This window comes from Streptomyces ortus, assembly GCF_026341275.1.
Lineage (GTDB): Bacteria > Actinomycetota > Actinomycetes > Streptomycetales > Streptomycetaceae > Streptomyces > Streptomyces ortus.
Window position 1 is genome coordinate 4,071,846 of record NZ_JAIFZO010000002.1, and the last position, 24,173, is coordinate 4,096,018.

13 protein-coding genes and 3 rRNA genes are annotated in these 24,173 nt (G+C 67.5%); 9 read left to right on the plus strand and 7 right to left on the minus strand.

All coding sequences use genetic code 11. The features are described from left to right. Positions 1–441: 441 nt before the first annotated feature. From K3769_RS21265 to K3769_RS21290, 6 genes are all read left to right on the plus strand, one after another. On the plus strand, positions 442–750 hold the full coding sequence (locus K3769_RS21265; protein WP_107015212.1) for a DUF8827 family protein: 309 nt from the start codon (positions 442–444) through the stop codon (positions 748–750). Positions 751–942: 192 nt separating this feature from the next. Continuing rightward, complete coding sequence (locus K3769_RS21270) at positions 943–1,785, plus strand: hypothetical protein (protein ID WP_267027983.1); 843 nt, start codon at positions 943–945, stop codon at positions 1,783–1,785. After that, the gene (locus K3769_RS21275) at positions 1,775–3,106 is read left to right on the plus strand and encodes a hypothetical protein (RefSeq protein WP_267027984.1); all 1,332 of its coding nucleotides are present in this window, start codon (positions 1,775–1,777) and stop codon (positions 3,104–3,106) included. Before K3769_RS21270 ends, K3769_RS21275 begins: the two co-directional genes overlap by 11 nt. Positions 3,107–3,120: 14 nt before the next feature. Next, entirely contained in the window at positions 3,121–4,671 is a 1,551-nt protein-coding gene (locus tag K3769_RS21280; protein WP_372515159.1) for an SCO6880 family protein, read from the plus strand. A 6-nt stretch (positions 4,672–4,677) separates the two neighbouring features. Then, on the plus strand, positions 4,678–6,102 hold the full coding sequence (locus K3769_RS21285) for an ATP-binding protein (RefSeq protein ID WP_210881261.1): 1,425 nt from the start codon (positions 4,678–4,680) through the stop codon (positions 6,100–6,102). Between the two features lie 95 nt (positions 6,103–6,197). Further along, positions 6,198–7,730, plus strand: coding sequence for a P-loop NTPase family protein (locus K3769_RS21290; protein ID WP_267027986.1), 1,533 nt, complete (start codon positions 6,198–6,200; stop codon positions 7,728–7,730). A gap of 10 nt (positions 7,731–7,740) precedes the next feature. Here the strand turns inward: K3769_RS21290 and K3769_RS21295 are convergent, their stop codons facing one another. From K3769_RS21295 to K3769_RS21315, 5 genes are all read right to left on the minus strand, one after another. Further along, on the minus strand, positions 7,741–8,295 hold the full coding sequence (locus tag K3769_RS21295) for a GNAT family N-acetyltransferase (protein WP_267027987.1): 555 nt from the start codon (positions 8,293–8,295) through the stop codon (positions 7,741–7,743). A gap of 92 nt (positions 8,296–8,387) precedes the next feature. Then, positions 8,388–8,504, minus strand: a 5S ribosomal RNA gene (gene rrf / locus K3769_RS21300). Between the two features lie 98 nt (positions 8,505–8,602). Continuing rightward, a 23S ribosomal RNA gene (locus K3769_RS21305) occupies positions 8,603–11,725 on the minus strand. Between the two features lie 311 nt (positions 11,726–12,036). Then, positions 12,037–13,564 (minus strand): 16S ribosomal RNA (locus tag K3769_RS21310). Together the 16S, 23S and 5S rRNA genes form the textbook arrangement of a ribosomal RNA operon. A 692-nt stretch (positions 13,565–14,256) precedes the next feature. Next, entirely contained in the window at positions 14,257–14,805 is a 549-nt protein-coding gene (locus tag K3769_RS21315; RefSeq protein WP_267027988.1) for a MarR family winged helix-turn-helix transcriptional regulator, read from the minus strand. A 147-nt stretch (positions 14,806–14,952) separates the two neighbouring features. On the opposite strand from K3769_RS21315, the gene K3769_RS21320 reads away from it, so the two are divergent. After that, the gene (locus tag K3769_RS21320; protein ID WP_267031481.1) at positions 14,953–16,224 is read left to right on the plus strand and encodes an MFS transporter; all 1,272 of its coding nucleotides are present in this window, start codon (positions 14,953–14,955) and stop codon (positions 16,222–16,224) included. Here K3769_RS21320 and K3769_RS21325 read toward each other — a convergent pair. Together K3769_RS21325 and K3769_RS21330 are read right to left on the minus strand one after the other, a co-directional pair. After that, the gene (locus K3769_RS21325) at positions 16,196–17,884 is read right to left on the minus strand and encodes an ATP-binding SpoIIE family protein phosphatase (RefSeq protein ID WP_267027989.1); all 1,689 of its coding nucleotides are present in this window, start codon (positions 17,882–17,884) and stop codon (positions 16,196–16,198) included. The two genes, K3769_RS21320 and K3769_RS21325, sit on opposite strands and share 29 nt — an antisense overlap. Before the next feature lie 127 nt (positions 17,885–18,011). Further along, positions 18,012–19,379, minus strand: a complete 1,368-nt coding sequence (locus tag K3769_RS21330) for an NAD(P)/FAD-dependent oxidoreductase (protein ID WP_267027990.1) — start codon at positions 19,377–19,379, stop codon at positions 18,012–18,014. 379 nt (positions 19,380–19,758) lie between these two features. Between K3769_RS21330 and K3769_RS21335 the strand changes: the two genes are divergently transcribed. Then, positions 19,759–20,577 carry a TetR/AcrR family transcriptional regulator gene (locus tag K3769_RS21335; RefSeq protein WP_267027991.1) on the plus strand — a complete coding sequence of 273 codons (819 nt, stop codon included), beginning with the start codon at positions 19,759–19,761 and terminating at the stop codon, positions 20,575–20,577. A 486-nt stretch (positions 20,578–21,063) separates the two neighbouring features. Then, complete coding sequence (locus K3769_RS21340) at positions 21,064–22,929, plus strand: sigma-70 family RNA polymerase sigma factor (RefSeq protein ID WP_267027992.1); 1,866 nt, start codon at positions 21,064–21,066, stop codon at positions 22,927–22,929. Positions 22,930–24,173: the final 1,244 nt, after the last annotated feature.

A 24,173-nucleotide genomic window follows, 5' to 3' on the forward strand; every position in this document is an offset into this window, starting at 1 on the left:
CGCCCCCCCGTCCGGGATAACCTGCACCACGACAGAACGGGTGGCGTCTACACACCAGAAGACGCACGGCCCGGAGGACATCGGCACGACGGACCGGCGCACTCGGGACGGAGTCGGGCTCGATGGCCGGGCGGAATCGGCCACTATCAGTTGGCGCTCACGCAAGAGAAGCTAACGACGGAACCACACCACAGGTTTCGCACGACTTCGTTGCCCGGCGTGACCTGCCGTGATACACAGAGTGACGATGCATCCCCCGCCAAACCGGCCTGCGCCCCCCTGAGGGGTCCCGCGAGCACCGGTGACAAGGGATTCGCACGAAAACCGCCAATCAATGACGCCAAGTCGACATGCGACCGCATCATTGTCAGCGACAATAGCCGTGACCTCTGCGCAGAGTGGCAGAGGAGGCAGAACAACCCACTAGGGGCGGTGACTTACATGCTTTTCGCAGCCGAAAAGGGCGACATCAACACGATCATCGGCGGAATCGCTCCGGACTGGGGCCCGTTCGGCACCCTGGGCAACGAAGCCCGCGTGATGATCGAGGTCGTGATGGCGGTCGCCATCCTGCTGTGCCTCGGCATCGCGATCTGGGGAGCGGCGAAACAACGTATCGGCGCGACCGCCCTCCGCGACACCTTCAGCGCGGAACAGGGCAAGGGTCTGATCATCGCGGGTCTCACCGGGGTCTTCATCATCGGCTCACTGGGCACGCTCTTCACGATCGTGTACGGCATGGCCGTCTAGGCGGCCGCCGGCCAGGTGCCCCCGCGCCCGGCCGGTCCCGCACCTTCACTCCTCTACCCCACCCGTCCGTCGTGCCCACCGGCTGAGGTTGCGTCTCCTGATGTCCAGTCACCACACCGCGCCCACGCGGGAACCAGCGGGGCCACCGTCGTACGACGACGTTCCGCATGAGGTCGAAGGGGCGTACGCGGCATGAATCTCGGCGACGAACACGGAGCGCGTGGCGAGGACGGCGGGTACGGAGGTACCGGCCAGACACGCACACGGCTCCCCGACAGTGCGGGTGACGTCTACGGAGGGGCACGACGCGGCGGCCGTTCGTCCTCCCGCAGCCTCGTCACGGTGGTGGGCGTCGTGGTCCTCCTGATCGCCGCCATCGCCTTCGCGAACCGAGGCGACGGAAACCGCGACTCCCCGGACAACGGCGGCACCGCCAAATCGGGCACGACCCCCACGTCCCCCTCCGGCGAACACCCGGTGAAGTCCAAAACGGGCGGCATCCCGACCGGGTACACCCAGGACGACCACGGCGCCCAGAGCGCGGCAGCGAACTACTCGGTGGCGCTGGGTTCCGACGCCATGTTCAACACCGCCAAGCGGCACGAGATCCTGCAGACGATCGCCGACCCTGGCTCGCTCGACCGACTCCGGTCCGATCTCGACGCGGACTACTCAGCGGGGCTCCTGAAGAAGATCGGTCTCGACGAGGACGGCGGCACACCCGCCGGCAGCACCTTCGTCAACCGCACCCTGCCGGTGGGCACCAAGGTCACGTCCAGCGGCGGCGGGTCGGCCACCGTCGAAGTCTGGTGCAACAGCCTCTTCGGTCTGACCGGAGAGGCATCCACCAAACCCGTGACCAGCGGCTGGTTCACCTTGACCGTGAAGTTGAAGTGGGCCGACGACGACTGGAAGGTCCGGGACACCAGCCAGAAGACCGGTCCCACCCCCGTCAACGGTGACAACCCCGTCTCCGGGTCCGACGAGATCGGCAAGGCGGTCGAGGAGTTCGGAGGGTTCACTTATGGCCGGTAACCCGCAGCGCGTGCTCAGGTTCACCAGCGTCGTAGCAGCCGTGCAGGCCACGGTTGTTCTGCTGGCTTCGCGGGCCCACGCGGCTCCGACGCCGACACCGAGCCCTTCGGAAGATTACTGCTCACAGATTTCAGGTCAGGCCAGGGACTACTGCGAACAGGGCAGTAACAACCGCAACGCCCCCTCCCTAGACGACCCCACCACCGCCCTCGACCCCCTCGCCTCCCTCGCCAAGGGCTGCGCGAAAGCCGCCTCCTGGACCATCGACAAGCTCAGCGACGCCGTCCAGAACACGGCGACCGTCGACTTCACGAACCCCACGTTCCTCCAGCAGTACGCAGTCGTCTTCGCCGCGTCGACCATCCTCACCCTCCTCCTGTGGCTGCTCGCGGTGGCCAAGCGCGCCGTGCGAGGCGTCCCCCTCAGCACGGCCATCGGCGAAGCCATCGGCTTCCTCTGGCTGACCGTGCTCGCCTCCGCCTTCACCCCCCTCGTCCTCTACACCGTCGTCTCGGCGACCGACGGCATCGCCGAGGTCCTCGCCAAGACGACCGGCAATCAGACCGACACGTTCTTCGGCAACTTCTCCGGCGCCCTGAACAAGGGCACCGACATCGGCGGCGGCCCGATCATGCTGATCGTGGTCTCCCTCGTGTCGATCCTCGCCGCCGGCGTCCTCTGGCTCGAACTGGTGATCCGCGCCGCCCTCCTCTACGTGGGCGCGCTCCTCGGCACCGTCGTCTACGCCGGACTCGTCGACAAGAACCTCTGGGGCCACGTCCGCCGCTGGGCCGGCATCATGATCGCCGTCATTCTCGTCAAACCCGTCATCGTGATCGTGCTCGGCCTCGCCGGAGCCCTCTCCGCGGAGGACGGCCCGGACTCCTTCTCCGCCGTCGTCTCCGGCCTCGCGATCATCCTGCTCGCCATCTTCGCCAGCGCGATGATCTACCGCTTCGTCCCCGGCTTCGGCGACGAGATCGCGGGCGGCCGCAACAACCGCATCATGCAGGGCGCCGAGGGCAAGGCCGCGGCGGCCATCAGCTCGCCCGCCCACCTCGTCGCCCAGGGCATCAAGACCCACAGCACCCGAGCCGACAACAACGGCGGAGGCGGAGGCGGCGGCAACGCCGGCGCCCGCCCCTCGAACCCCGTCTCCGGCGGCGTCGCGGCCCACAGCACACGCGGCGCGGGATCGGGCGGCGGTGGAGCAGTCCCCTCCGCACCCCCACCCCGCTCCAGCCCGATCAACACCCCCCACGCCGGGAACAATCGAAACAACAGCAACAGCAGCAACCGCACGGGAGGTGAAGGGCGTTGACGACTGATTCCCACGTGGCCCATACGTCCCATCCGGTCACGCCCCGCCGTACATATCTGATCGGCCGCGCCCGGCCGAGCGCGATCGTCGGCCGCAACCGCGAGTCCGGCGAGATCGGGCTCATCATCGCGGGCGCGTTCCTCGGCATGATGTGCGGCCTGATCGTCCCCGTGCTCTCCCTGCGCATCGTGCTGCTCATGGGCTTCCCGATGCTGGCGCTGGCCGCGGTCTACGTCCCGTACAAGCGGCGGACCTTCTACAAGTGGTTCGAGATCAACCGCAGTTACAAGCGCGGCCTGCGCCGCGGCACCGCCTACCGCAGCGACGTCATGGAGTCGGGCACGCGCATCGACGGCCGCGAGGTCGAGATCGGCCCGCCCCCGGGCATCGGACGCATCTCCTGGCTCGCGGCACCGTTCGGCCCGGACGAGATCGCCGTCCTCCTGCACGCCGACCGCAAGACCGTCACCGCCGCCATCGAGATCGAGGGCCCCGGCGTCGGCCTGCGCGACAGCGAGGACCAGGAAGCCCTCGTCGACCGCTTCGGCACCCTCCTCAAGCACGTCGCCAACGGAGACGGCTTCGTCACCCGCATCCAGATGCTCGCCCGCACCCTCCCCGCCGACCCGGACGCCCACGCCAAGGACGTCTCCGTACGCGGCGACGACCGGGCACCCGGCTGGCTGCGGGAGTCGTACGAGCAGCTCTCCTCCATGGTGTCGACCAGCAGCGAACAGCACCGCGCCTACCTCGTCGCCTGCATGCACTACTCACGCGAACTGGCCGCCGAGGCCCACGCGATGGCCCGCGCCGCCCGTCCCAAGGGCGGCAAGAGGCTCGACAAGGACTCCGGACTCGCCGTCGTCATGGCCCGCGAGCTCACCGACATCTGCTCCCGCCTCCAGGAGGCCGACATCCGGGTCCGCCAGCCGCTCGGCCAGGGCAGACTCTCCTCCCTCGTGCACTCGATGTACGACCCGGACCACCCCATCGACCACATCCAGGCCATGACCAAGCGCAACGCCTGGCCGGCCGAACTGGACGCCATGGAGCCGACCTACCTCCAGGCCAAGACCCGCGAGTCCTCCACTCGCGCCCCCTGGTGCCACTCCACGGCCTGGGTGAAGGAATGGCCGATGACCCCGGTGGGCGTCAACTTCCTCGCCCCGCTGCTGGTCCACACCCCGGACGTCATCCGCACGGTCGCCGTCACGATGGACCTCGAACCCACCGAGGTCGCCATCGAACGGATGCTGACCGAAAAAACCAACGACGACGCCGAGGCCAGCCGCCAGGCCAAGATGAACCGCACCGTCGACCCCCGCGACGTCGCCTCCCACAACCGCGTCGACCAGCGCGGCCAGGACCTCGCGAGCGGCGCCGCCGGCGTCAACCTCGTCGGGTACATCACCGTCTCGTCCCGCAACCCCGAGGCGCTCGCCCGCGACAAGCGGACGATCAGAGCCTCGGCCGGCAAGTCGTATCTCAAGCTCGAATGGTGCGACCGCGAGCACCACCGCGCCTTCGTCAACACACTCCCGTTCGCGACCGGCATCCGGAGGTAGGACTACATGCGGGACCCGCTGTCCGTCCTCACGGAAAGCTTCACGTCCTTCCTCTTCGGCAAGGTCGAGACGACCCGCCCACCGGTGCGCACCTCCACCGGCCAGGCCCAGGCCGTCTACCTGCCGACCGCGGCCCCCGGCCTCGGCGACTCCGGCGTCATCATCGGCCGCGAGGTCTACTCCGGGAAGGGCTACATCTACGACCCCTTCCAGCTCTACGGACAGCAGCTCCCGGCGCCGCACTGGCTGGTCCTCGGCGAGTCCGGCAACGGCAAGTCCGCGCTGGAGAAGACGTACGTCATGCGGCAGCTGCGGTTCAAGGACCGCCAGGTCGTCGTCCTCGACGCACAGGGCGAGGACGGGGTCGGCGAGTGGAACCTCATCGCCCAGGAGCTGGGACTGACCCCCATCCGCCTGGACCCGACCGCCGCCCTGGACATGGGGATCCGGCTCAACCCGCTCGACCCGGCGATCACCACGACCGGCCAGCTCGCGCTGCTCCGGACGATCATCGAGGTCGCGATGGGCCACGGCCTGGACGAGCGCTCCGGCTTCGCGCTGAAGGTCGCGCACGCGTACGTCAACGAGACGATCATCGACCGCCAGCCCGTTCTGACGGACATCGTCGAGCAGCTCCGCCACCCCGAACCGGAGTCGGCGGAGGCGATGAACGTCGCCATAGACGACGTACGCGCCTGGGGCCTCGACGTTGCCCTGGTCATCGACCGCCTGGTCGACGGTGACCTGCGAGGCATGTTCGACGGCCCGACGACCGTCGGCATCGACCTCGACGCCCCGCTCATCGTCTTCGACCTGTCCCACATCGACCGCAACTCCATCGCCATGCCCATCCTCATGGCGATCGTCGGCGTGTGGCTGGAGCACACCTGGATCCGCCCCGACCGGAAGAAGCGCATCTTCCTCGTCGAAGAGGCCTGGCACATCATCAACAGCCCGTTCGTGGCCCAGCTCTTCCAGCGCCTGCTGAAGTTCGGCCGCCGCCTCGGTCTGTCCTTCGTGGCCGTCGTCCACCACCTGTCCGACGTCGTCGACGGAGCCGCCGCGAAGGAGGCCGCGGCGATCCTGAAGATGGCCTCGACCCGGACGATCTACGCCCAGAAGGCGGACGAGGCCAGAATGACGGGCCGCGTCCTCGGCCTGCCCCGCTGGGCGGTCGAGATCATCCCCTCCCTGACCCCGGGCATCGCCGTGTGGGACGTCAACGGCAACGTCCAGGTCGTCAAACACCTGATCTCCGAGACCGAGCGCCCGCTGGTCTTCACCGACCGCGCCATGACGGAGTCGTCGGCCGACCACCTCGCGGACGACGCCCTGCGCGCCGCCGAGCTGGAGGCCGAGGAACGGGCGGCGGCGTTCATGGAGCACCACCTGAGCGATCTCGACGACTCGTCCGAGTCCACGGTGGCGTAAGTGCCGTGAGTGCCGTGAGTGCCGTGAGTGCCGTGAGTGCCGTAAGCGGCGTTAGTTGAGTTAGTGGCGATAGTGGCGCATAGGAGCGACCCGAGATGAGACCGGACGACCGCGATCGCGATCGCCACCACGGCGGCGGCCGAGGCGGCGGCCAAGGGGGCGTCCCCGACGGCCTGCTGCTCGGCCTCCTGGCCTTCGTCCTCGGCATGACCGTCATGATCTGGACGGCCACCGGCCTCGCCGGCCTCTTCTCGCACGGCTCCTGGCCGTCCGAGGTCACCTTCCGCCGTACGCCCCTGGCCATACGCCAACTCGTCGCGGCCCCCCACGACCTGCCGACCGCCTGGCCCGACACCCCACCCGGCCAGCTCTCCGGATACGGGCTCTTCTGGGGCCTGTTCATCGGCCAGCTGATGATCCTGGTCGTCCTCACGGTGTTCGTCCTGGGCACGGTGGCGAGATGGCGAGCGGGCAGAGCGAGACGCAGAACGCTTGCCCTGGCACCGGAACCGGCGCCGGCGCCGGCGGCCGAGGACGAACCACGCGAGGTTCCTCGGGCCCGGGCGGCGGAACGGCCGGACGTGCACGAGGTACCGGCACAGTCCGCAGCCGAGCAGGTCACGACGCCGCTGGAGTCGGCCCCTGTGGAAACCGCCGAACTGGCGGGCGGGTGGGAAAGCCCCGTATCAGCCCCGCACGGGGTCGTGCTGGGCCCGCCCAAGACCCGCCACCCCCTCGCCGTCCAGGCGATCCGGGACGCGGACGGCCCCGCCCTCGTCATCACCTCCGACCCCACTCTCTGGTCGAGCACGAAGGACGCCCGCGCCAAACTGGGCCCCGTCCTCCTCTACGACCCCTCCCACCTCTGCGACACCCCGGCCCGCCTCCACTGGTCCCCCTCCGCGGGCTGCGAGACCAAGGACACCGCGCAGGCCCGGGCCGCAGCGCTCCTCGCCCCGGTCCGCCCCACCGCCAAGATCGACCAGGCGGTCGCCGACACCGCGGAGACCCTCCTGCGCAGCTACCTGCACGCCGCGGCGGTGGACGGCCGCACCATTCGCCACGTCCACCGCTGGGCCCAGGGCAGCCAGGTCCAGGACGCCGTACGCATCCTCCGTACGAACCCCAAGTCGGCAGCGGGCTCCGCGGGCGAACTCGAAGCGGCCCTCACCTCGCACCCGGAACGCCGTGACATCGCCCAGGAACTGACCGCCCGAGCGCTCTCCGCCCTCTTCACCGTCAACGTCCGGGAGGCGTGCACTCCAAACCGAACCGACAGCCTCACCTTGGATTCCTTCGTCAACGAAGGGGGCACGCTTTATGTGGTCGGTGAACCCATCGAGGACCCAAGGTCGAACCCCGGCGCCATGCCGCTCCTGACGGCCCTCGCCTCAAGCGTGGTCGAGCGCGGCCGGCGCATGGCCGAACGGTCATCCTCCGGTCGCCTCGACCCACCACTGACCCTCGTCCTGGACGACGTGGCCGCGGTGGCCCCGCTCCCCCAGCTGCCGGACCTGCTCGCCGCAGCCGACGGCACGGCCCCGGACCGAGGCCTCCCCACCCTGGCCCTCCTCCGTTCCCAGGAACAGGCCCGCTCCCGCTGGCCCCACCAGAACCTCCCGGTGTGACCCGCGACGCCTAGGACCGCTCGAACACGAACTCCAGCTCCCGCGCATCCACATCCCCGGGTACCGGAACGCTCTCCCCCGTGGGCACGAACCCGAACTTGCGGTAGAAGGACTCGGCCCGCCCGTTCCGCTCGTCCACGAACAGCCGCACCCGCTCCAGGCCGGCATCCTCCCAGGCCCACCGCAGCGCATACGCGAACAGCCGCTCGGTGAGCCCGATCCCCCGCACCTCGGGCCGCACATACACACCCACCAAATGCCCCTGCCGTACGGGGCTCACGGCCCCCAGCGCCCCGACAGCTCCGGCCTCCTCGACCAGCACGACCACACACCCGATCCACCGCCCACCGGGCTCCTCGGCGACGATCTGCTGGCGTTCACGCACCCCCTCCGCGGCTCCGGCGGCCCGCTCCTGCCAGAAACTGTCGGGCCGCCCCACCGCGACCTCGTACGTATCCAGAAAAGCCAGATGCGCCACCGGATCCTGCAGAGCGGCAAGCGCCAGCTCCTTCACCGCGGGCCACTCGTCACTGCCTATCGAACGGATCAGGTACTCAGAATTCATGAGGGTCACGGTAACGAAACCGAATGCGCCTCCATGCGCCGGAACGCAAAAAAGCCCCCGCACCGAAGTGCGGGGGCTTTTCCGTAATATTTGTTCGGCGGCGTCCTACTCTCCCACAGGGTCCCCCCTGCAGTACCATCGGCGCTGTAAGGCTTAGCTTCCGGGTTCGGAATGTAACCGGGCGTTTCCCTCACGCTATGACCACCGAAACACTATGAAACTCTCAAACTGCGGCACCACACCCCGTGGCCACACGGGTATGGGATTGTTCGTGGTTTCAGAACCAACACAGTGGACGCGAGCAACTGAGGACAAGCCCTCGGCCTATTAGTACCGGTCAGCTCCACCCCTTACAGGGCTTCCACATCCGGCCTATCAACCCAGTCGTCTACTGGGAGCCTTAACCAATCAAGTTGGTGGGAATACTCATCTCGAAGCAGGCTTCCCGCTTAGATGCTTTCAGCGGTTATCCCTCCCGAACGTAGCCAACCAGCCATGCCCTTGGCAGGACAACTGGCACACCAGAGGTTCGTCCGTCCCGGTCCTCTCGTACTAGGGACAGCCCTTCTCAATATTCCTACGCGCACAGCGGATAGGGACCGAACTGTCTCACGACGTTCTAAACCCAGCTCGCGTACCGCTTTAATGGGCGAACAGCCCAACCCTTGGGACCGACTCCAGCCCCAGGATGCGACGAGCCGACATCGAGGTGCCAAACCATCCCGTCGATATGGACTCTTGGGGAAGATCAGCCTGTTATCCCCGGGGTACCTTTTATCCGTTGAGCGACGGCGCTTCCACAAGCCACCGCCGGATCACTAGTCCCGACTTTCGTCCCTGCTCGACCCGTCGGTCTCACAGTCAAGCTCCCTTGTGCACTTACACTCAACACCTGATTGCCAACCAGGCTGAGGGAACCTTTGGGCGCCTCCGTTACTCTTTAGGAGGCAACCGCCCCAGTTAAACTACCCATCAGACACTGTCCCTGATCCGGATCACGGACCCAGGTTAGACATCCAGCACGACCAGACTGGTATTTCAACGACGACTCCACCCGAGCTGGCGCTCAAGCTTCACAGTCTCCCAGCTATCCTACACAAGCCGAACCGAACACCAATATCAAACTATAGTAAAGGTCCCGGGGTCTTTCCGTCCTGCTGCGCGAAACGAGCATCTTTACTCGTAGTGCAATTTCACCGGGCCTATGGTTGAGACAGTCGAGAAGTCGTTACGCCATTCGTGCAGGTCGGAACTTACCCGACAAGGAATTTCGCTACCTTAGGATGGTTATAGTTACCACCGCCGTTTACTGGCGCTTAAGTTCTCAGCTTCGCCAAACCGAAGTTTGACTAACCGGTCCCCTTAACGTTCCAGCACCGGGCAGGCGTCAGTCCGTATACATCGCCTTACGGCTTCGCACGGACCTGTGTTTTTAGTAAACAGTCGCTTCTCGCTGGTCTCTGCGGCCACCCCCAGCTCACCGAGTAAATCGGATCACCAGTGATGGCCCCCCTTCTCCCGAAGTTACGGGGGCATTTTGCCGAGTTCCTTAACCATAGTTCACCCGAACGCCTCGGTATTCTCTACCTGACCACCTGAGTCGGTTTAGGGTACGGGCCGCCATGAAACTCGCTAGAGGCTTTTCTCGACAGCATAGGATCATCCACTTCACCACAATCGGCTCGGCATCAGGTCTCAGACTTATGTGAACCGGATTTACCTGGATCACGTCCTACACCCTTACCCCGGGACAACCACCGCCCGGGCTGGACTACCTTCCTGCGTCACCCCATCACTCACCTACTACAGGTCTGGTCCGTCGGCTCCACCACTTTCCATTCCCCGAAGGGTCCGGAACGGCTTCACGGACTTAGCATCGCCTGGTTCGATGTTTGACGCTTCACAGCGGGTACCGGAATATCAACCGGTTATCCATCGACTACGCCTGTCGGCCTCGCCTTAGGTCCCGACTTACCCTGGGCAGATCAGCTTGACCCAGGAACCCTTAGTCAATCGGCGCACACGTTTCTCACGTGTGTATCGCTACTCATGCCTGCATTCTCACTCGTGAACCGTCCACCACTGCCTTCCGGCGCGGCTTCACCCGGCACACGACGCTCCCCTACCCATCCATACTCCCGTTGGGGATATGTGTATGAATGACACGACTTCGGCGGTACGCTTGAGCCCCGCTACATTGTCGGCGCGGAATCACTAGACCAGTGAGCTATTACGCACTCTTTCAAGGGTGGCTGCTTCTAAGCCAACCTCCTGGTTGTCTGTGCGACTCCACATCCTTTCCCACTTAGCGTACGCTTAGGGGCCTTAGTCGATGCTCTGGGCTGTTTCCCTCTCGACCATGGAGCTTATCCCCCACAGTCTCACTGCCGCGCTCTCACTTACCGGCATTCGGAGTTTGGCTAAGGTCAGTAACCCGGTAGGGCCCATCGCCTATCCAGTGCTCTACCTCCGGCAAGAAACACACGACGCTGCACCTAAATGCATTTCGGGGAGAACCAGCTATCACGGAGTTTGATTGGCCTTTCACCCCTAACCACAGGTCATCCCCCAGGTTTTCAACCCTGGTGGGTTCGGTCCTCCACGACCTCTTACAGCCGCTTCAACCTGCCCATGGCTAGATCACTCCGCTTCGGGTCTTGAGCGCGCTACTATACCGCCCTATTCGGACTCGCTTTCGCTACGGCTTCCCCACACGGGTTAACCTCGCAACACACCGCAAACTCGCAGGCTCATTCTTCAAAAGGCACGCAGTCACGACGCAAGGAACAAGTTCCTTGCGCGACGCTCCCACGGCTTGTAGGCACACGGTTTCAGGTACTATTTCACTCCGCTCCCGCGGTACTTTTCACCATTCCCTCACGGTACTATCCGCTATCGGTCACCAGGGAATATTTAGGCTTAGCGGGTGGTCCCGCCAGATTCACACGGGATTTCTCGGGCCCCGTGCTACTTGGGTGTCTCTCAAACGAGCCGTTGATGTTTCGACTACGGGGGTCTTACCCTCTACGCCGGACCTTTCGCATGTCCTTCGCCTACACCAACGGTTTCTGACTCGCCTCACAGCCGGCAGACTGTGAAAGAGAGATCCCACAACCCCGCATGCGCAACCCCTGCCGGGTCTCACACACATACGGTTTGGCCTCATCCGGTTTCGCTCGCCACTACTCCCGGAATCACGGTTGTTTTCTCTTCCTGCGGGTACTGAGATGTTTCACTTCCCCGCGTTCCCTCCACACACCCTATGTGTTCAGATGCGGGTGACAGCCCATGACGACTGCCGGGTTTCCCCATTCGGAAACCCCCGGATCAAAGCCTGGTTGACGGCTCCCCGGGGACTATCGTGGCCTCCCACGTCCTTCATCGGTTCCTGGTACCAAGGCATCCACCGTGCGCCCTTAAAAACTTGGCCACAGATGCTCGCGTCCACTGTGCAGTTCTCAAACAACGACCAACCACCCATCACCCCCGGAAAACTCCGGAGTGCACTGGGGCCGGCACTGAAGATCCAGACTTGAAGTCCGTACCCTCAGACACCCAACAGCGTGCCCGACACTCTTCCCTCTCCTCATCGCTTTCCACGCCGAAGCAGTACTTGCGACCCAGAGCAGGTCAAGTGTGCCGAATAATCAACGTTCCACCCTTGAGCAACCACCGTCGAACGTATGCCGACGTAATGGCCCTGGACCACCAAGCAAGCTTGGCGGCCTAGATGCTCCTTAGAAAGGAGGTGATCCAGCCGCACCTTCCGGTACGGCTACCTTGTTACGACTTCGTCCCAATCGCCAGTCCCACCTTCGACAGCTCCCTCCCCACAAGGGGGTTGGGCCACCGGCTTCGGGTGTTACCGACTTTCGTGACGTGACGGGCGGTGTGTACAAGGCCCGGGAACGTATTCACCGCAGCAATGCTGATCTGCGATTACTAGCAACTCCGACTTCATGGGGTCGAGTTGCAGACCCCAATCCGAACTGAGACAGGCTTTTTGAGATTCGCTCCACCTTGCGGTATCGCAGCTCATTGTACCTGCCATTGTAGCACGTGTGCAGCCCAAGACATAAGGGGCATGATGACTTGACGTCGTCCCCACCTTCCTCCGAGTTGACCCCGGCAGTCTCCTGTGAGTCCCCATCACCCCGAAGGGCATGCTGGCAACACAGAACAAGGGTTGCGCTCGTTGCGGGACTTAACCCAACATCTCACGACACGAGCTGACGACAGCCATGCACCACCTGTCACCCGACCACAAGGGGGGCACCATCTCTGATGCTTTCCGGGCGATGTCAAGCCTTGGTAAGGTTCTTCGCGTTGCGTCGAATTAAGCCACATGCTCCGCTGCTTGTGCGGGCCCCCGTCAATTCCTTTGAGTTTTAGCCTTGCGGCCGTACTCCCCAGGCGGGGAACTTAATGCGTTAGCTGCGGCACCGACGACGTGGAATGTCGCCAACACCTAGTTCCCACCGTTTACGGCGTGGACTACCAGGGTATCTAATCCTGTTCGCTCCCCACGCTTTCGCTCCTCAGCGTCAGTAATGGCCCAGAGATCCGCCTTCGCCACCGGTGTTCCTCCTGATATCTGCGCATTTCACCGCTACACCAGGAATTCCGATCTCCCCTACCACACTCTAGTCTGCCCGTATCGAATGCAGACCCGGGGTTAAGCCCCGGGCTTTCACATCCGACGCGACAGACCGCCTACGAGCTCTTTACGCCCAATAATTCCGGACAACGCTTGCGCCCTACGTATTACCGCGGCTGCTGGCACGTAGTTAGCCGGCGCTTCTTCTGCAGGTACCGTCACTTTCGCTTCTTCCCTGCTGAAAGAGGTTTACAACCCGAAGGCCGTCATCCCTCACGCGGCGTCGCTGCATCAGGCTTTCGCCCATTGTGCAATATTCCCCACTGCTGCCTCCCGTAGGAGTCTGGGCCGTGTCTCAGTCCCAGTGTGGCCGGTCGCCCTCTCAGGCCGGCTACCCGTCGTCGCCTTGGTGAGCCACTACCTCACCAACAAGCTGATAGGCCGCGGGCTCATCCTTCACCGCCGGAGCTTTCAACCCCCACAGATGCCTGCAGAAGTATCATCCGGTATTAGACCCCGTTTCCAGGGCTTGTCCCAGAGTGAAGGGCAGATTGCCCACGTGTTACTCACCCGTTCGCCACTAATCCCCACCGAAGTGGTTCATCGTTCGACTTGCATGTGTTAAGCACGCCGCCAGCGTTCGTCCTGAGCCAGGATCAAACTCTCCGTGAATGTTTACCGGTAATCCGGTTCACATCATGAGAGCGGAACGACCAACCGGAATAAGGAAGGCCGTTCACAGCGTCCTCGCTGATGCGCCTGCCGTGCTTGCGCCCGGCAGGACTTTTTCAAAGGAACCTCCACCCACCACCATGCGGTGATGGACGGGGTATCAACATATCTGGCGTTGATTTTTGGCACGCTGTTGAGTTCTCAAGGAACGGACGCTTCCTTCGTACTCACCCTCTCGGGCTTTCCTCCGGGCTTTTCCCTTCGGTCTTGCGTTTCCGACTCTATCAGACCGTTTCCGGTCCCGATTTCCTCGGTGCTTTCCAGGTTTTCGCTTTCGCGTTTCCCTTTCCGGCGATGTTGACTCTATCAGATCCTTTCGGGCCTGACTCCCGGTCAACCGGGTTTGTCTTTGCGGCTGTTGGGCCGTTCCGACGTCCAAAACTTTAGCGGATCCTGTCGGCAGTTCCTAATCGAGCTGCTGACCCCGAATCGAAATCAATTCGGGCACGCCGAATTGGATCCCGTTGGGAGATCGTGCTGGTGGTTTGGTGTGCCGCATCTGCGGCGGATGAGCTGTCGCAGAACCGTTACGGCTCCGTGGCAACTCGAAGAACCTTACGGTTCCACGAGGGGAGTGTCAAGTCTCCCCCTGGCTGGCGCCCGGCAAACCCTCAACTCGCCCCGCGCGGGCCTCAGTCGAGGTCGGTGAGCCGGCCGCCGGCGTCCGGCTGCGCGTCCTCCACGCGTCGCAGCAGCCTGGCCAGCACGTCTTCCAGGGCACCCCGCTCCGCCTGTGAGAGGTCCTGGAGCAGGTCCTCCTCGAAGACGGTGGCAAGGCGCATGGCCTCCAGCCACTTGTCCCGGCCCTCGTTCGTCAGCTCCACGATCACGCGGACCCGGTTGGACTCGTCGCGCTCCCTGGTGACGAGCCCCTCCCCCACCATCCGGTCGATCCGGTGGGTCATGGCCGCCGGAGTGAGGCCGAGTCTCTTCGCCAGGTCGCTGGGGCCCAGGCAGTAGGGCGCTCCCGACAGGACAAGCGCCTTGAGGACCTCCCACTCGGCGTTGCTGATGCCGAGGGCGGCGGTCTGACGGCCGTACGCGACGTTCATACGGCGGTTGAGGCGGCCGAGGGCCGAGACGATCTTCTCGACCTGGGGGTCGAGGTCCTGGAACTCGCGCTGGTAGGCGGCGATCTGCTCGTCCAGCGTCGGCTCGTTCGCGGCGGGGGTGTCACCCATGGCCGCAGTATGGCACGCGCCCGCTTGGCATTGAAGTCCTTCGAGATGTACTGTTTAGCTTCTAACTTTAGCTTCGAAGCCTTCAGCCCTAACTCCTGAGGTAGGCGTAAGACTTCTTGATCAAGGCAGGTGAAAGTGACCAGGGCGATGGGCGCGGAGATGCGCCGGATCCATGTGGGCAACGCACTCAGCGCGTTCGGCCTCGGCTTTACCGTCCCGTATCTGTACGTCTACGTGGCGCAGGTACGGGATCTCGGTGCCATGACGGCGGGACTCGTGCTCGCCGTCTTCGCCGTGGCCGCGCTCGTGGTGCTGCCGTTCGCCGGGCGGGCCATCGTCCGGCGAGGGCCGATGCCCGTGCTGCTCCTCGCCCTGGTCGCCGCCGCCGTCGGCTCGCTGAGCCTGGGACTGTCGAGCAGCTCCGCGGCCGTACTGATGTCGGCTGCCGCGCTCGGTGCCGGGCAGGCCGTGATGCAGCCCGCGCTGGCGACGATGATCGTCGACTGCTCGACCGCCGAGACCCGCTCCCGCGCGTTCGCCACCCAGTTCTTCCTGCAGAACCTCGGCCTCGGCGTCGGCGGGCTCATCGGCGGTCACCTCGTCGATGCCTCGCGGGCGAGCTCGTTCACGCTGCTGTTCGCGATCGAGGCGGCGATGTTCCTGCTGCTCGTGGTGGTCATGGCGACCGTACGGATGCCGAAGGCGCCCCGCGTCGAGAGAGCGCCGAAGCAGGCCGGGGGCAGCTGGAAGCAGCTGCTCGGCAACCGGGCCATGGTGCAGCTGTGCGTGGTGGGCTTCGTGCTGTTCTTCGCCTGCTACGGACAGTTCGAGTCCGGGCTGAGCGCGTACGGCGTCGAGGCGGCCGGCATCTCCACCTCCGCGCTCGGGACGGCTCTCGCCGCGAACACCGCGATGATCGTCGTCGCGCAGTTCGCCGTGCTGAAGTTCGTCGAGCGGCGCAAGCGGTCCCGGGTGATCGCCGCCGTGGGACTGATCTGGGCTCTCGCCTGGGTCATCGCCGGGTACGCGGGCCTCGGGCACGCCAGCCAGACCATGGCCACGGCCGCGTTCGTGTCGACATACGCGCTGTTCGGGCTCGGGGAGGCGATGCTGTCGCCGACCGTGGCTCCGCTGGTCGCGGATCTCGCGCCCAGCGGGCTGGCCGGGCAGTACAACTCGGCCTTCGCCCTGGTGAAGCAGCTGGCCCTCGCGGTCGGCCCGGCGGTGGGCGGCCCGATGGGTGCCTCGCTGCACGCGCCGTACATCGTGACGTTCCTGCTGTTCTCGCTGGGGATCACCGTCCTGGCCGTACGGCTGGGGCGGCAGCTCACCCCTGTGCAGAACCAGCCCTCGCTCGCGAAGAGCCGGGTCGTGGTGCGGGGCGGGGCCTCTACGGAGTCGGTGCGGACCGCGGCCTGACGGAACTGACGCTCGGCAGGGCGAACTCGCACCACACCGCCTTGCCGCCGCCCGGGGCACGGCGGGAGCCCCAGTTCGAGGCGATGGCGGCGATGATCGCGATGCCGCGGCCCGACTCGTCGGCCGGTTCCGCGCGGCGGCGGCGCGGCAGGTGGTCGTCGCCGTCCGTGACCTCCACGATCAGCCGGCGGTCGGTGCGGCGCAGTCTCAGGCGCATCGGCGGGGTGCCGTGCTGGAGGGAGTTGGCGACGAGTTCGCTCGCGGCGAGTACGCCGAGGTCGTGCAGGTCGGGTGCGAAGCGCCAGCTGGTGAGGACGCCGGAGGCGAAGGCACGCGCGCGTGGGGCCGCTTCCGTGCCGCCGAGCAGCTCCAGGGCCGCGTTGCGGAAGAGGTCGCCGTCCGGGCCCGTACGCGCCGGGTGCTGGAGGACCAGGACGGCGACGTCGTCGTCGTGCTCGGCTGTCACGCCCATCGAGCGGACCAGGCGGTCGCAGACCACCTGGGGGGTGCCCGTGGCGCCGGCCAGTGCGCCCTCCAGGGAGGCGATTCCCTCGTCGAGGTCCGCGTCCCGGCGCTCGACCAGGCCGTCGGTGTAGAGGACGGCGGTGGAGCCGGGGCCCAGCGGCACCGAACCGGAGGCGTGCATCCAGCCGCCCGTGCCGAGCGGGGGCCCGGTGGGCTCGTCGGCGCGGTGGACGGTGCCGCTCTCGTCCCGTACGAGGATCGGGAGGTGGCCGGCGGAGGCGTACACCAGCCGGCCCTCGTTCGGGTCGTGGACCGCGTACACGCAGGTGGCGATCTGGTTGGCGTCGATCTCCATGGCGAGGCCGTCGAGCAGCTGGAGGACCTCGTGCGGGGGCAGGTCCAGGCGGGCGTACGCGCGGACCGCCGTGCGGAGCTGGCCCATGACGGCCGCCGCGCGGATGCCGCGGCCCATCACGTCGCCGATGACGAGGGCGGTGCGGCCACCGCCGAGGGTGATCACGTCGTACCAGTCGCCGCCGACCGCGGCCTCCGTGCCGCCGGGGTGGTAGGTCGCGGCGACGCGCAGGTCGTCCGGCTCCTCCAGTTCCTGGGGGAGCAGGGAGCGCTGGAGGGTGACGGCGGTCTCGCGCTGCCGGCGCTCGCTGGCCCGCAGCCGCTCGGCGGCCTCGGCGTGGTCGGTGACGTCCACCGCGAAGATCAGCACACCGCCCCCGTCCGGGGTGGCCGTGACCTCCACGGGGGTGCACGTGAACGTGTACGAGCGACCGCCGGGGACCTTGCGGGACTTGACCGTGCGCGGCTTGGAGCTGCGCAGGACCTGGTCGAGGAGCGGCAGGAGACCGGTCTCGGCCAGCTCGGGCAGCGCCTCACGCGCGGGTTCGCCGGGCGGACGGGCTCCGAAGGCCGTCACATAGGCGTCGTTCACGTACGCGAGGCGGTGCTCGGGTCCGTGCACCAGTGCGACGAGGGCCGGGATGCGGTCCAGGACCTCACGGACCGGCAGCTCGTCCACGGCGGGGGCGAGCGCGACCGAGGTCCCCTCGGCGGTCGGCCGCTCGGCGCGTGCCGCGGGCACGGAGCCCTCCGGGGGGAGGGCCGTGGACAGTCCGTCGGCCCGCGCCGCCGCGCGGCGCTGCGTTCCGGGGAGCCGAGCGCTCCAGCGCGTGAAGTTCACTGTGGGACAGGCCTCGTGGGATCGAAGGGCGAGCGGTCGGCCCGCCCATGGTCGTGATGGACCAGTGTGTCCGACGGGGCCGACATTCGTCAGACGCCGGTCCCGCGGGCGAAGTTCCTGACTCCGGTCAGGACGACCCCTTCGGGTGGTCCTGGGGAGGCTTTCCACCGGCCGCGAGTTCGAACTCCGCGCGGGGGTGTTCGAGCGAACCGAGAGAGACGATCTCTCTCTTGAAGAGGCCCGACAGGGTCCATTCGGCGAGCACGCGGGCTTTTCGGTTGAAGGTGGGCACCCGGCTCAGGTGGTAGACGCGGTGCATGAACCAGGCAGGGTATCCCTTCAGCCTGCGTCCGTAGACGTGCGCGACCCCCTTGTGCAGCCCCAGGGAGGCGACCGATCCCACGTACTTGTGGGAGTACGTCTCCAGCGGCTCGCCGCGCAGGGAGTGGGCGATGTTGTCGCCGAGGACCCTGGCCTGGCGGACGGCGTGCTGGGCGTTGGGGGCCGTCTCCGTGCCGGGCGCGGACGCGGTCACGTCGGGTACGGCGGCGGCGTCGCCCGCGGCCCACGCGTGCGTGGTGCCTTCCACGGTCAGCTCGGGGGTGCACTTCAGCCGACCGCGTTCGTTCAGCGGCAGGTCGGTGGCGGCGAGGATCGGGTGGGGCTTCACGCCCGCCGTCCACACGACCGTGCGGGTCGGGAAGCGGGCGCCGTCGCTGAGGGCGGCGACGCGGTCGGTGCAGGAGTCGAGGCGCGTCCGCAGGCGTACGTCGATGTTGCGGCGGCGCAGCTGGGTGACGGTGTACTTGCCCATCTCCTCGCCGACCTCGGGGAGGATGCGGTCCGAGGCCTCTACGAGGATCCACTTCATGTCCTCGGGCTGGACGTTGTGGTAGTAGCGGGAGGCGTACCGGGCCATGTCCTCCAGCTCGCCGAGCGCCTCCACTCCGGCGTAACCGCCTCCTACGAAGACGAAGGTCAGGGCGGCGTCGCGGATCGCGGGGTCGCGGGTGGAGGAGGCGATGTCCATCTGCTCGATGACGTGGTTGCGCAGACCGATGGCCTCCTCGACGGTCTTGAAGCCGATGGCGAACTCGGCGAGGCCGGGGATCGGAAGGGTGCGCGCCACGGAGCCGGGGGCCAGCACCAGTTCGTCGTACGGAAGCTGGTCGGGGCCCGTGCCCTCCTCCTCGGTGGCGAGGGTCGCGACGGTCACGGTGCGCTTGGCGTGGTCGATCGACGTGGCCTCGCCGATGACGACGCGGCACCGGTCGAGGACGCGACGCAGGGGTACGACGACGTGGCGCGGCGAGATGGAGCCCGCGGCCGCCTCCGGCAGGAAGGGCTGATAGGTCATGTACGGGTCGGGAGTGACCACGGTGATCTCCACGTCTCCGCGTTTCAGCTCCTGTCTGAGCTTCCGCTGGAGACGCAGGGCGGTGTACATCCCGACGTAGCCGCCGCCGACAACGAGAATGCGCGCACGTTCCTTCACTCACCCATGACGCACCGGCTACGGGCGTTTGTCCACAGGCCCGTCAATTTGTGTGACCGGCGGCCGAAGACGAGCGGAGCGGGCCGTTTCGCCGGAGCGCGAGGAAGGTTCGCAGGTCAGCAGGTGTGAGCTGGGTGGCATTAGGGGGCGCAACCGGGACGTAACCGGCCCGTACTCCGATCGGGGGGCGCTCCGTGCGGAACCTCCCCCTTCTGAATTGACTCCGCCTCAACTATGTTCGTCTGTCATCGGGGTGTAGGGGGATGCGCTCGACGGGTCCGTACGGTGGGGTCCTACGGCGAAGGTTGTTCCGCTGACTCCGGTCTGTCGATGGCGGGGAGAGTCTCCGGGGGGAGACGTCATTACCGGGGGAACACACATGCATATTCAGGACACTCATTGGACATCCGCGTCCGCCCTTCCAACGGGCGGCGCGACCCAGGCGGCGAGCAACGGACGCGCGGGGGACGTATCGCGCACCACGCCGCTGCGGGTGGACGCACAGCGCAATCTGGAGCACGTACTGCGCGCGGCGCGTGAGGTCTTCGGGGAGCTGGGGTACGGCGCTCCCATGGAGGACGTGGCACGGCGCGCGCGGGTCGGTGTGGGCACGGTGTACCGGCGCTTTCCGAGCAAGGACGTCCTGGTCCGGCGTATCGCCGAGGAGGAGACCTCCCGGCTGACCGATCAGGCGCGCTCCGCGCTCGGGCAGGAGGACGAGCCGTGGTCGGCGCTGTCGCGCTTCCTGCGGACGTCGGTGGCGTCGGGCGCGGGGCGCCTGCTGCCGCCGCAGGTGCTGCGGGTGGGGGTCGGCGAGGACGGTTCGGTCCTCGACGGGACGTCGGTGCGCGACGGAGTCCCGGTGCTCGACGGAGTTCCGGTGCGCGACGGGGCGCGGGTTCCGCAGCAGCGGTCCCAGCCCGGCGGGCCCGATCTGCGGCTCGTGGAGCAGCGGCCGGTTTCCCTCGGGGAGCCGGACGAGGACGACGCCGGGGCGGCCCAGCTGCTTGAGGTCGTGGGGCGGCTCGTGGATCGGGCGCGGGGCGCGGGTGCGCTGCGGGCGGATGTGACGGTGTCGGACGTGCTGCTGGTGATAGCCACGGCGGCGCCGTCTCTGCCGGATGCCGCGCAGCAGGCTGCGGCGTCCGCGCGGCTGTTGGACATCCTGCTGGAAGGGTTGCGTTCGCGTCCTGCGTAGGCGCGTGGCACTTGGCGTGCGGCGGCTGTGCGTGGGGGTGCTTGTCCGCGTGCGGTCGCCTCCGGCGGGGGTGGGGGGTGGTCGGGGGTGGGTGCGCCCGGGGGGTGAGTGCGCCGTTCCCCGCGCCCCTATGGCAGTCGAAGGCGAGCCCTGTTGCGTAGTGCGGGTGGGTTTCGGCTGGAGTGCGCCGTTCCCCGCGCCCCTATGGCAGTCGAAGGCGAGCCCTGTTGCGTAGTGCGGGTGAGTTTCGGCTGGAGTGCGCCGTTCCCCGCGCCCCTTTAGGGAGTCGGGGTGAGCCCTGTTGGGGAGTGCGGGTCGGTTTGGGCTGGAGTGCGTCGTTCCCCGCGCTCCTATCGGGCGTCAAGGGGTGGTTGGGTGATCCATACGGATGAGTGGTTGCTGCGTTCCTGTGGGTAACACGGTTGAGGGCTTGTGGCACTCTTTCCCGGTGTTCGGGTCCGAGTGTGCAGGCGGGGGCTTTCCGCGATGAGCGTTGACGAGCAGGACGAGCCGCTCGACAGCGCCGTACCGGAAGCCGTTGTTCCGCCGCAGCGCGAGCGGCGTGAGCAGCAGGACGGCGGAGTGCTGCCGCCGCCCGCCGAGATCGTCGAACCGCCGCCCGCCGACGCCGAGTTGATCGGGTGGATGCGTTCGGGCGACGACACGGCCTACGAGGAGCTGTACCGCCGCCACGCGGACGCCGTCCGCCGGTACGCGCGTACCTGCTGCCGCGACGCCCACACCGCGGACGACCTCACCGCCGAGGTCTTCGCCCGCATGCTCCAGGCCGTCCGCGGCGGCAGCGGCCCCGAGCACTCCGTACGCGCCTATCTGCTGACGACCGTACGGCGGGTCGCGGCGGGCTGGACCAGGTCCGCGCGGCGGGAGCACCTGGTCGACGACTTCGCCGTGTTCGCGGCGCAGGCCGCGCGCGGCTCCGAGCTGTCGGACGACACCGCCTCCCAGGAACTGGGCGCGGACGTCCGCGCCATGCACGAGGCCGAGCAGTCCATGGCCATGCAGGCGTTCCGGTCGCTGCCGGAGCGCTGGCAGGCCGTGCTGTGGCACACCGAGGTCGAGGACGAGTCGCCCAGCGAGGTCGCCACGCTGTTCGGCCTCGACGCCAACGGCACGCGCGTACTGGCCAGCCGGGCCCGTGAAGGCCTCAAGCAGGCCTATCTGCAGGCCCATGTGAGCGCCACGCTCACCACGGACGAGGAGTGCGCGCGGTACGCCGACCGGCTCGGCGCGTACGCGCGGGGCGGCCTGCGCACGCGGGCCGAGCGCGGGCTGCGCAAACACCTGGAGGAGTGCGCCAAGTGCCGGCTGGCCGCCGGCCAGATCAAGGACGTCGCGAACGGCATCCCGGCGGTCGTGCCGATCGCGGTCATCGGCTGGTTCGGTGCCGCCGGATACGCGAAGGCGGCTGCCCTCATCGCCGGCGGGACCGGCGTGGGTGCGGCCGGGGCCGCGGGAGCCGCCTCCGCGGCCGGCGGCGGTTCGGGTGGCGCGGGGGCCGGCGGGGCCGCGGCGGAGGGGCTCGGCACGCCCGCGAAGGCCGGGATCGTCGCGGGGATCGTCGCTGCGGCCGTCGCCACGGTGGTGTTCGCGCTCACGGGCGACGACGCGGCCGTCAAGAAGGACGAGGCCGGGCCGCGCCCGCCCGGCCCGGTCGTCGAACCGAGCGTGCCGTCACCGTCACCGTCGCCCTCCCGGTCCTCGCCCCCGCCGAAGGCCGCACCCGAGCCCGCGGCGGTCGCGGCGGCGCCGAAACCCAAGCCGAAGCCGCCCTCGGCACCGGCCCGGACGCCCGCGCCCGACCCCACCCCGAAGCCGAAGCCGCGGCCGACGCCCGCTCCGACACCCCCACCGAAGCCCACGCCGCCTCCCGCTCCCGTTCCCCCGCCGCCCCCGGAGCCCGAGGACTTCCAGTGGAACGAGCTGAAGTACGGCATCACCGGGGACGGCACCGAGCCCGAGATGCGGCTCGGCGAGAGCAGCTGGGTCTGGCAGCGTTACGGCATGTCCGTCGCCGGCAAGCGGTACGCGAACGGTGTCACCGTGCACGGCGCCTCCTCGGTCACCATCGATCTCAACCGCACCTGTTCCTCGTACGACGCGATGGTCGGCGTGGACGACCTGACGATGGGCCTCGGTCAGGTGCGGTTCTCGGTGTTCGCGGACGGTGTGCGGAGGTGGCGGTCGGGGCTGATCCGGGGCGGTCAGGCCGCGGTGCCCCTGCACGTCGATCTGACGGGCAGGAAAACGATCCGCCTGGTCGTCGAACCGTACTCGGGCTTCGGCCCGGTGGCCCTGGCGGACTGGGCCGACTCACGTTTCCGGTGCCGGTGACGCCTCGGCCAGTTCCTCCAGGACGCCCAGGACGCCGCCCCGGGTGAGCGCGGCGCCGGTGGCGCGCTCGGTGTCGTAGGCCCGGCGGCCGAGTGCGGCCAGTGCCGTGGCCTCGATGCGTTCGAGGTCCGTCCGGTGCGGCAGCGGGCGCGGGTGGCCTTCCCGCCAGCAGGAGGCGGCCGTGAGTACGCGCACCACGCGCGCGTGCTCGCCGATGCCGGAGAGCACCCCCGCCGCCTGCTCGGCCAGGGTGGCGAGGACCACCTCCGCGCAGCTGTCCGCCATGGCCTTGCGCAGCGCGTCGGCCAGGCGCCGCAGGCCCTGTCCCGGACCCGACTCGACGGCTGTGAGAAGGCCGTCGACGCCGTTCAGCGCGGCGATGAACTGGGGCGGCGGGGTGCCCCGCGTCGTCTCCTTGCGGGCCGCCTCGCAGAGTTCGCGAGCGCGCCCGAACTCCCGGTCGTCGAGCGCCATCTGGGCCCGTACGAGGAGGACGAACGCCCGTGAGTCCGGCACCGCGTAGCGGTCGGCCGCGGCCGTCGCCTCGTCCAGAGCCCTGAGCGCCGCCGCCCGGTCGCCCTCGCGGTAGGCGATCTCGCCGAGCCGCGCGATGAGGAACGGCTTCTCCGCGTACGCCCGCACCTCGTGGGCGAGCCGCAACGCCTCCTCGAACTCCGCCTTCGCCTCCTCGAACCGACTGCGCGCCATGGCCGCCTCGCCGACCGCGCCGCACACCTGGGCCCGCATCCAGCGGGCACACCTGGGCCCGCATCCAGCGGTCACCGACGCGCAGGGAGACGGTCCGCAGTTCCTCGACGTACCCGTCGACGTACTCCATGCCGCCGGGCATGTCGACGGCCACGTGTACGGAGAACAGCAGGGCGACGCCGATCTCCCATTCGCCGCCGTGGGCGCGGCAGTTGGCGAGCGAGGTCTCCATCGTCCCGCGCACGCCGTCGGTGTTGCCGATCAGGAATCCGATCAGCGGCCAGAGGATGCCGGGGAAGCTCGCGGCGTCGGGGCCGCCGCGCGCCAGTGTGCTCCGCAGGCGGGCGACGTACTCCACGGTCCGCTCTTCCGTCAGCGGTACCCTCCCGAGTTCCGAGGCCAGGAAGATCTGCAGCACCCGCAGCTTGAGCCGGACCCTGTGCAGGGGGTGCCCGCTCTCACCCTCGGGGTCGGCGAGGAAGGCCCCGACGGGGTCGATGTCGATGCCGAGGCCGAGACCGGCTCTCAGGGGATCC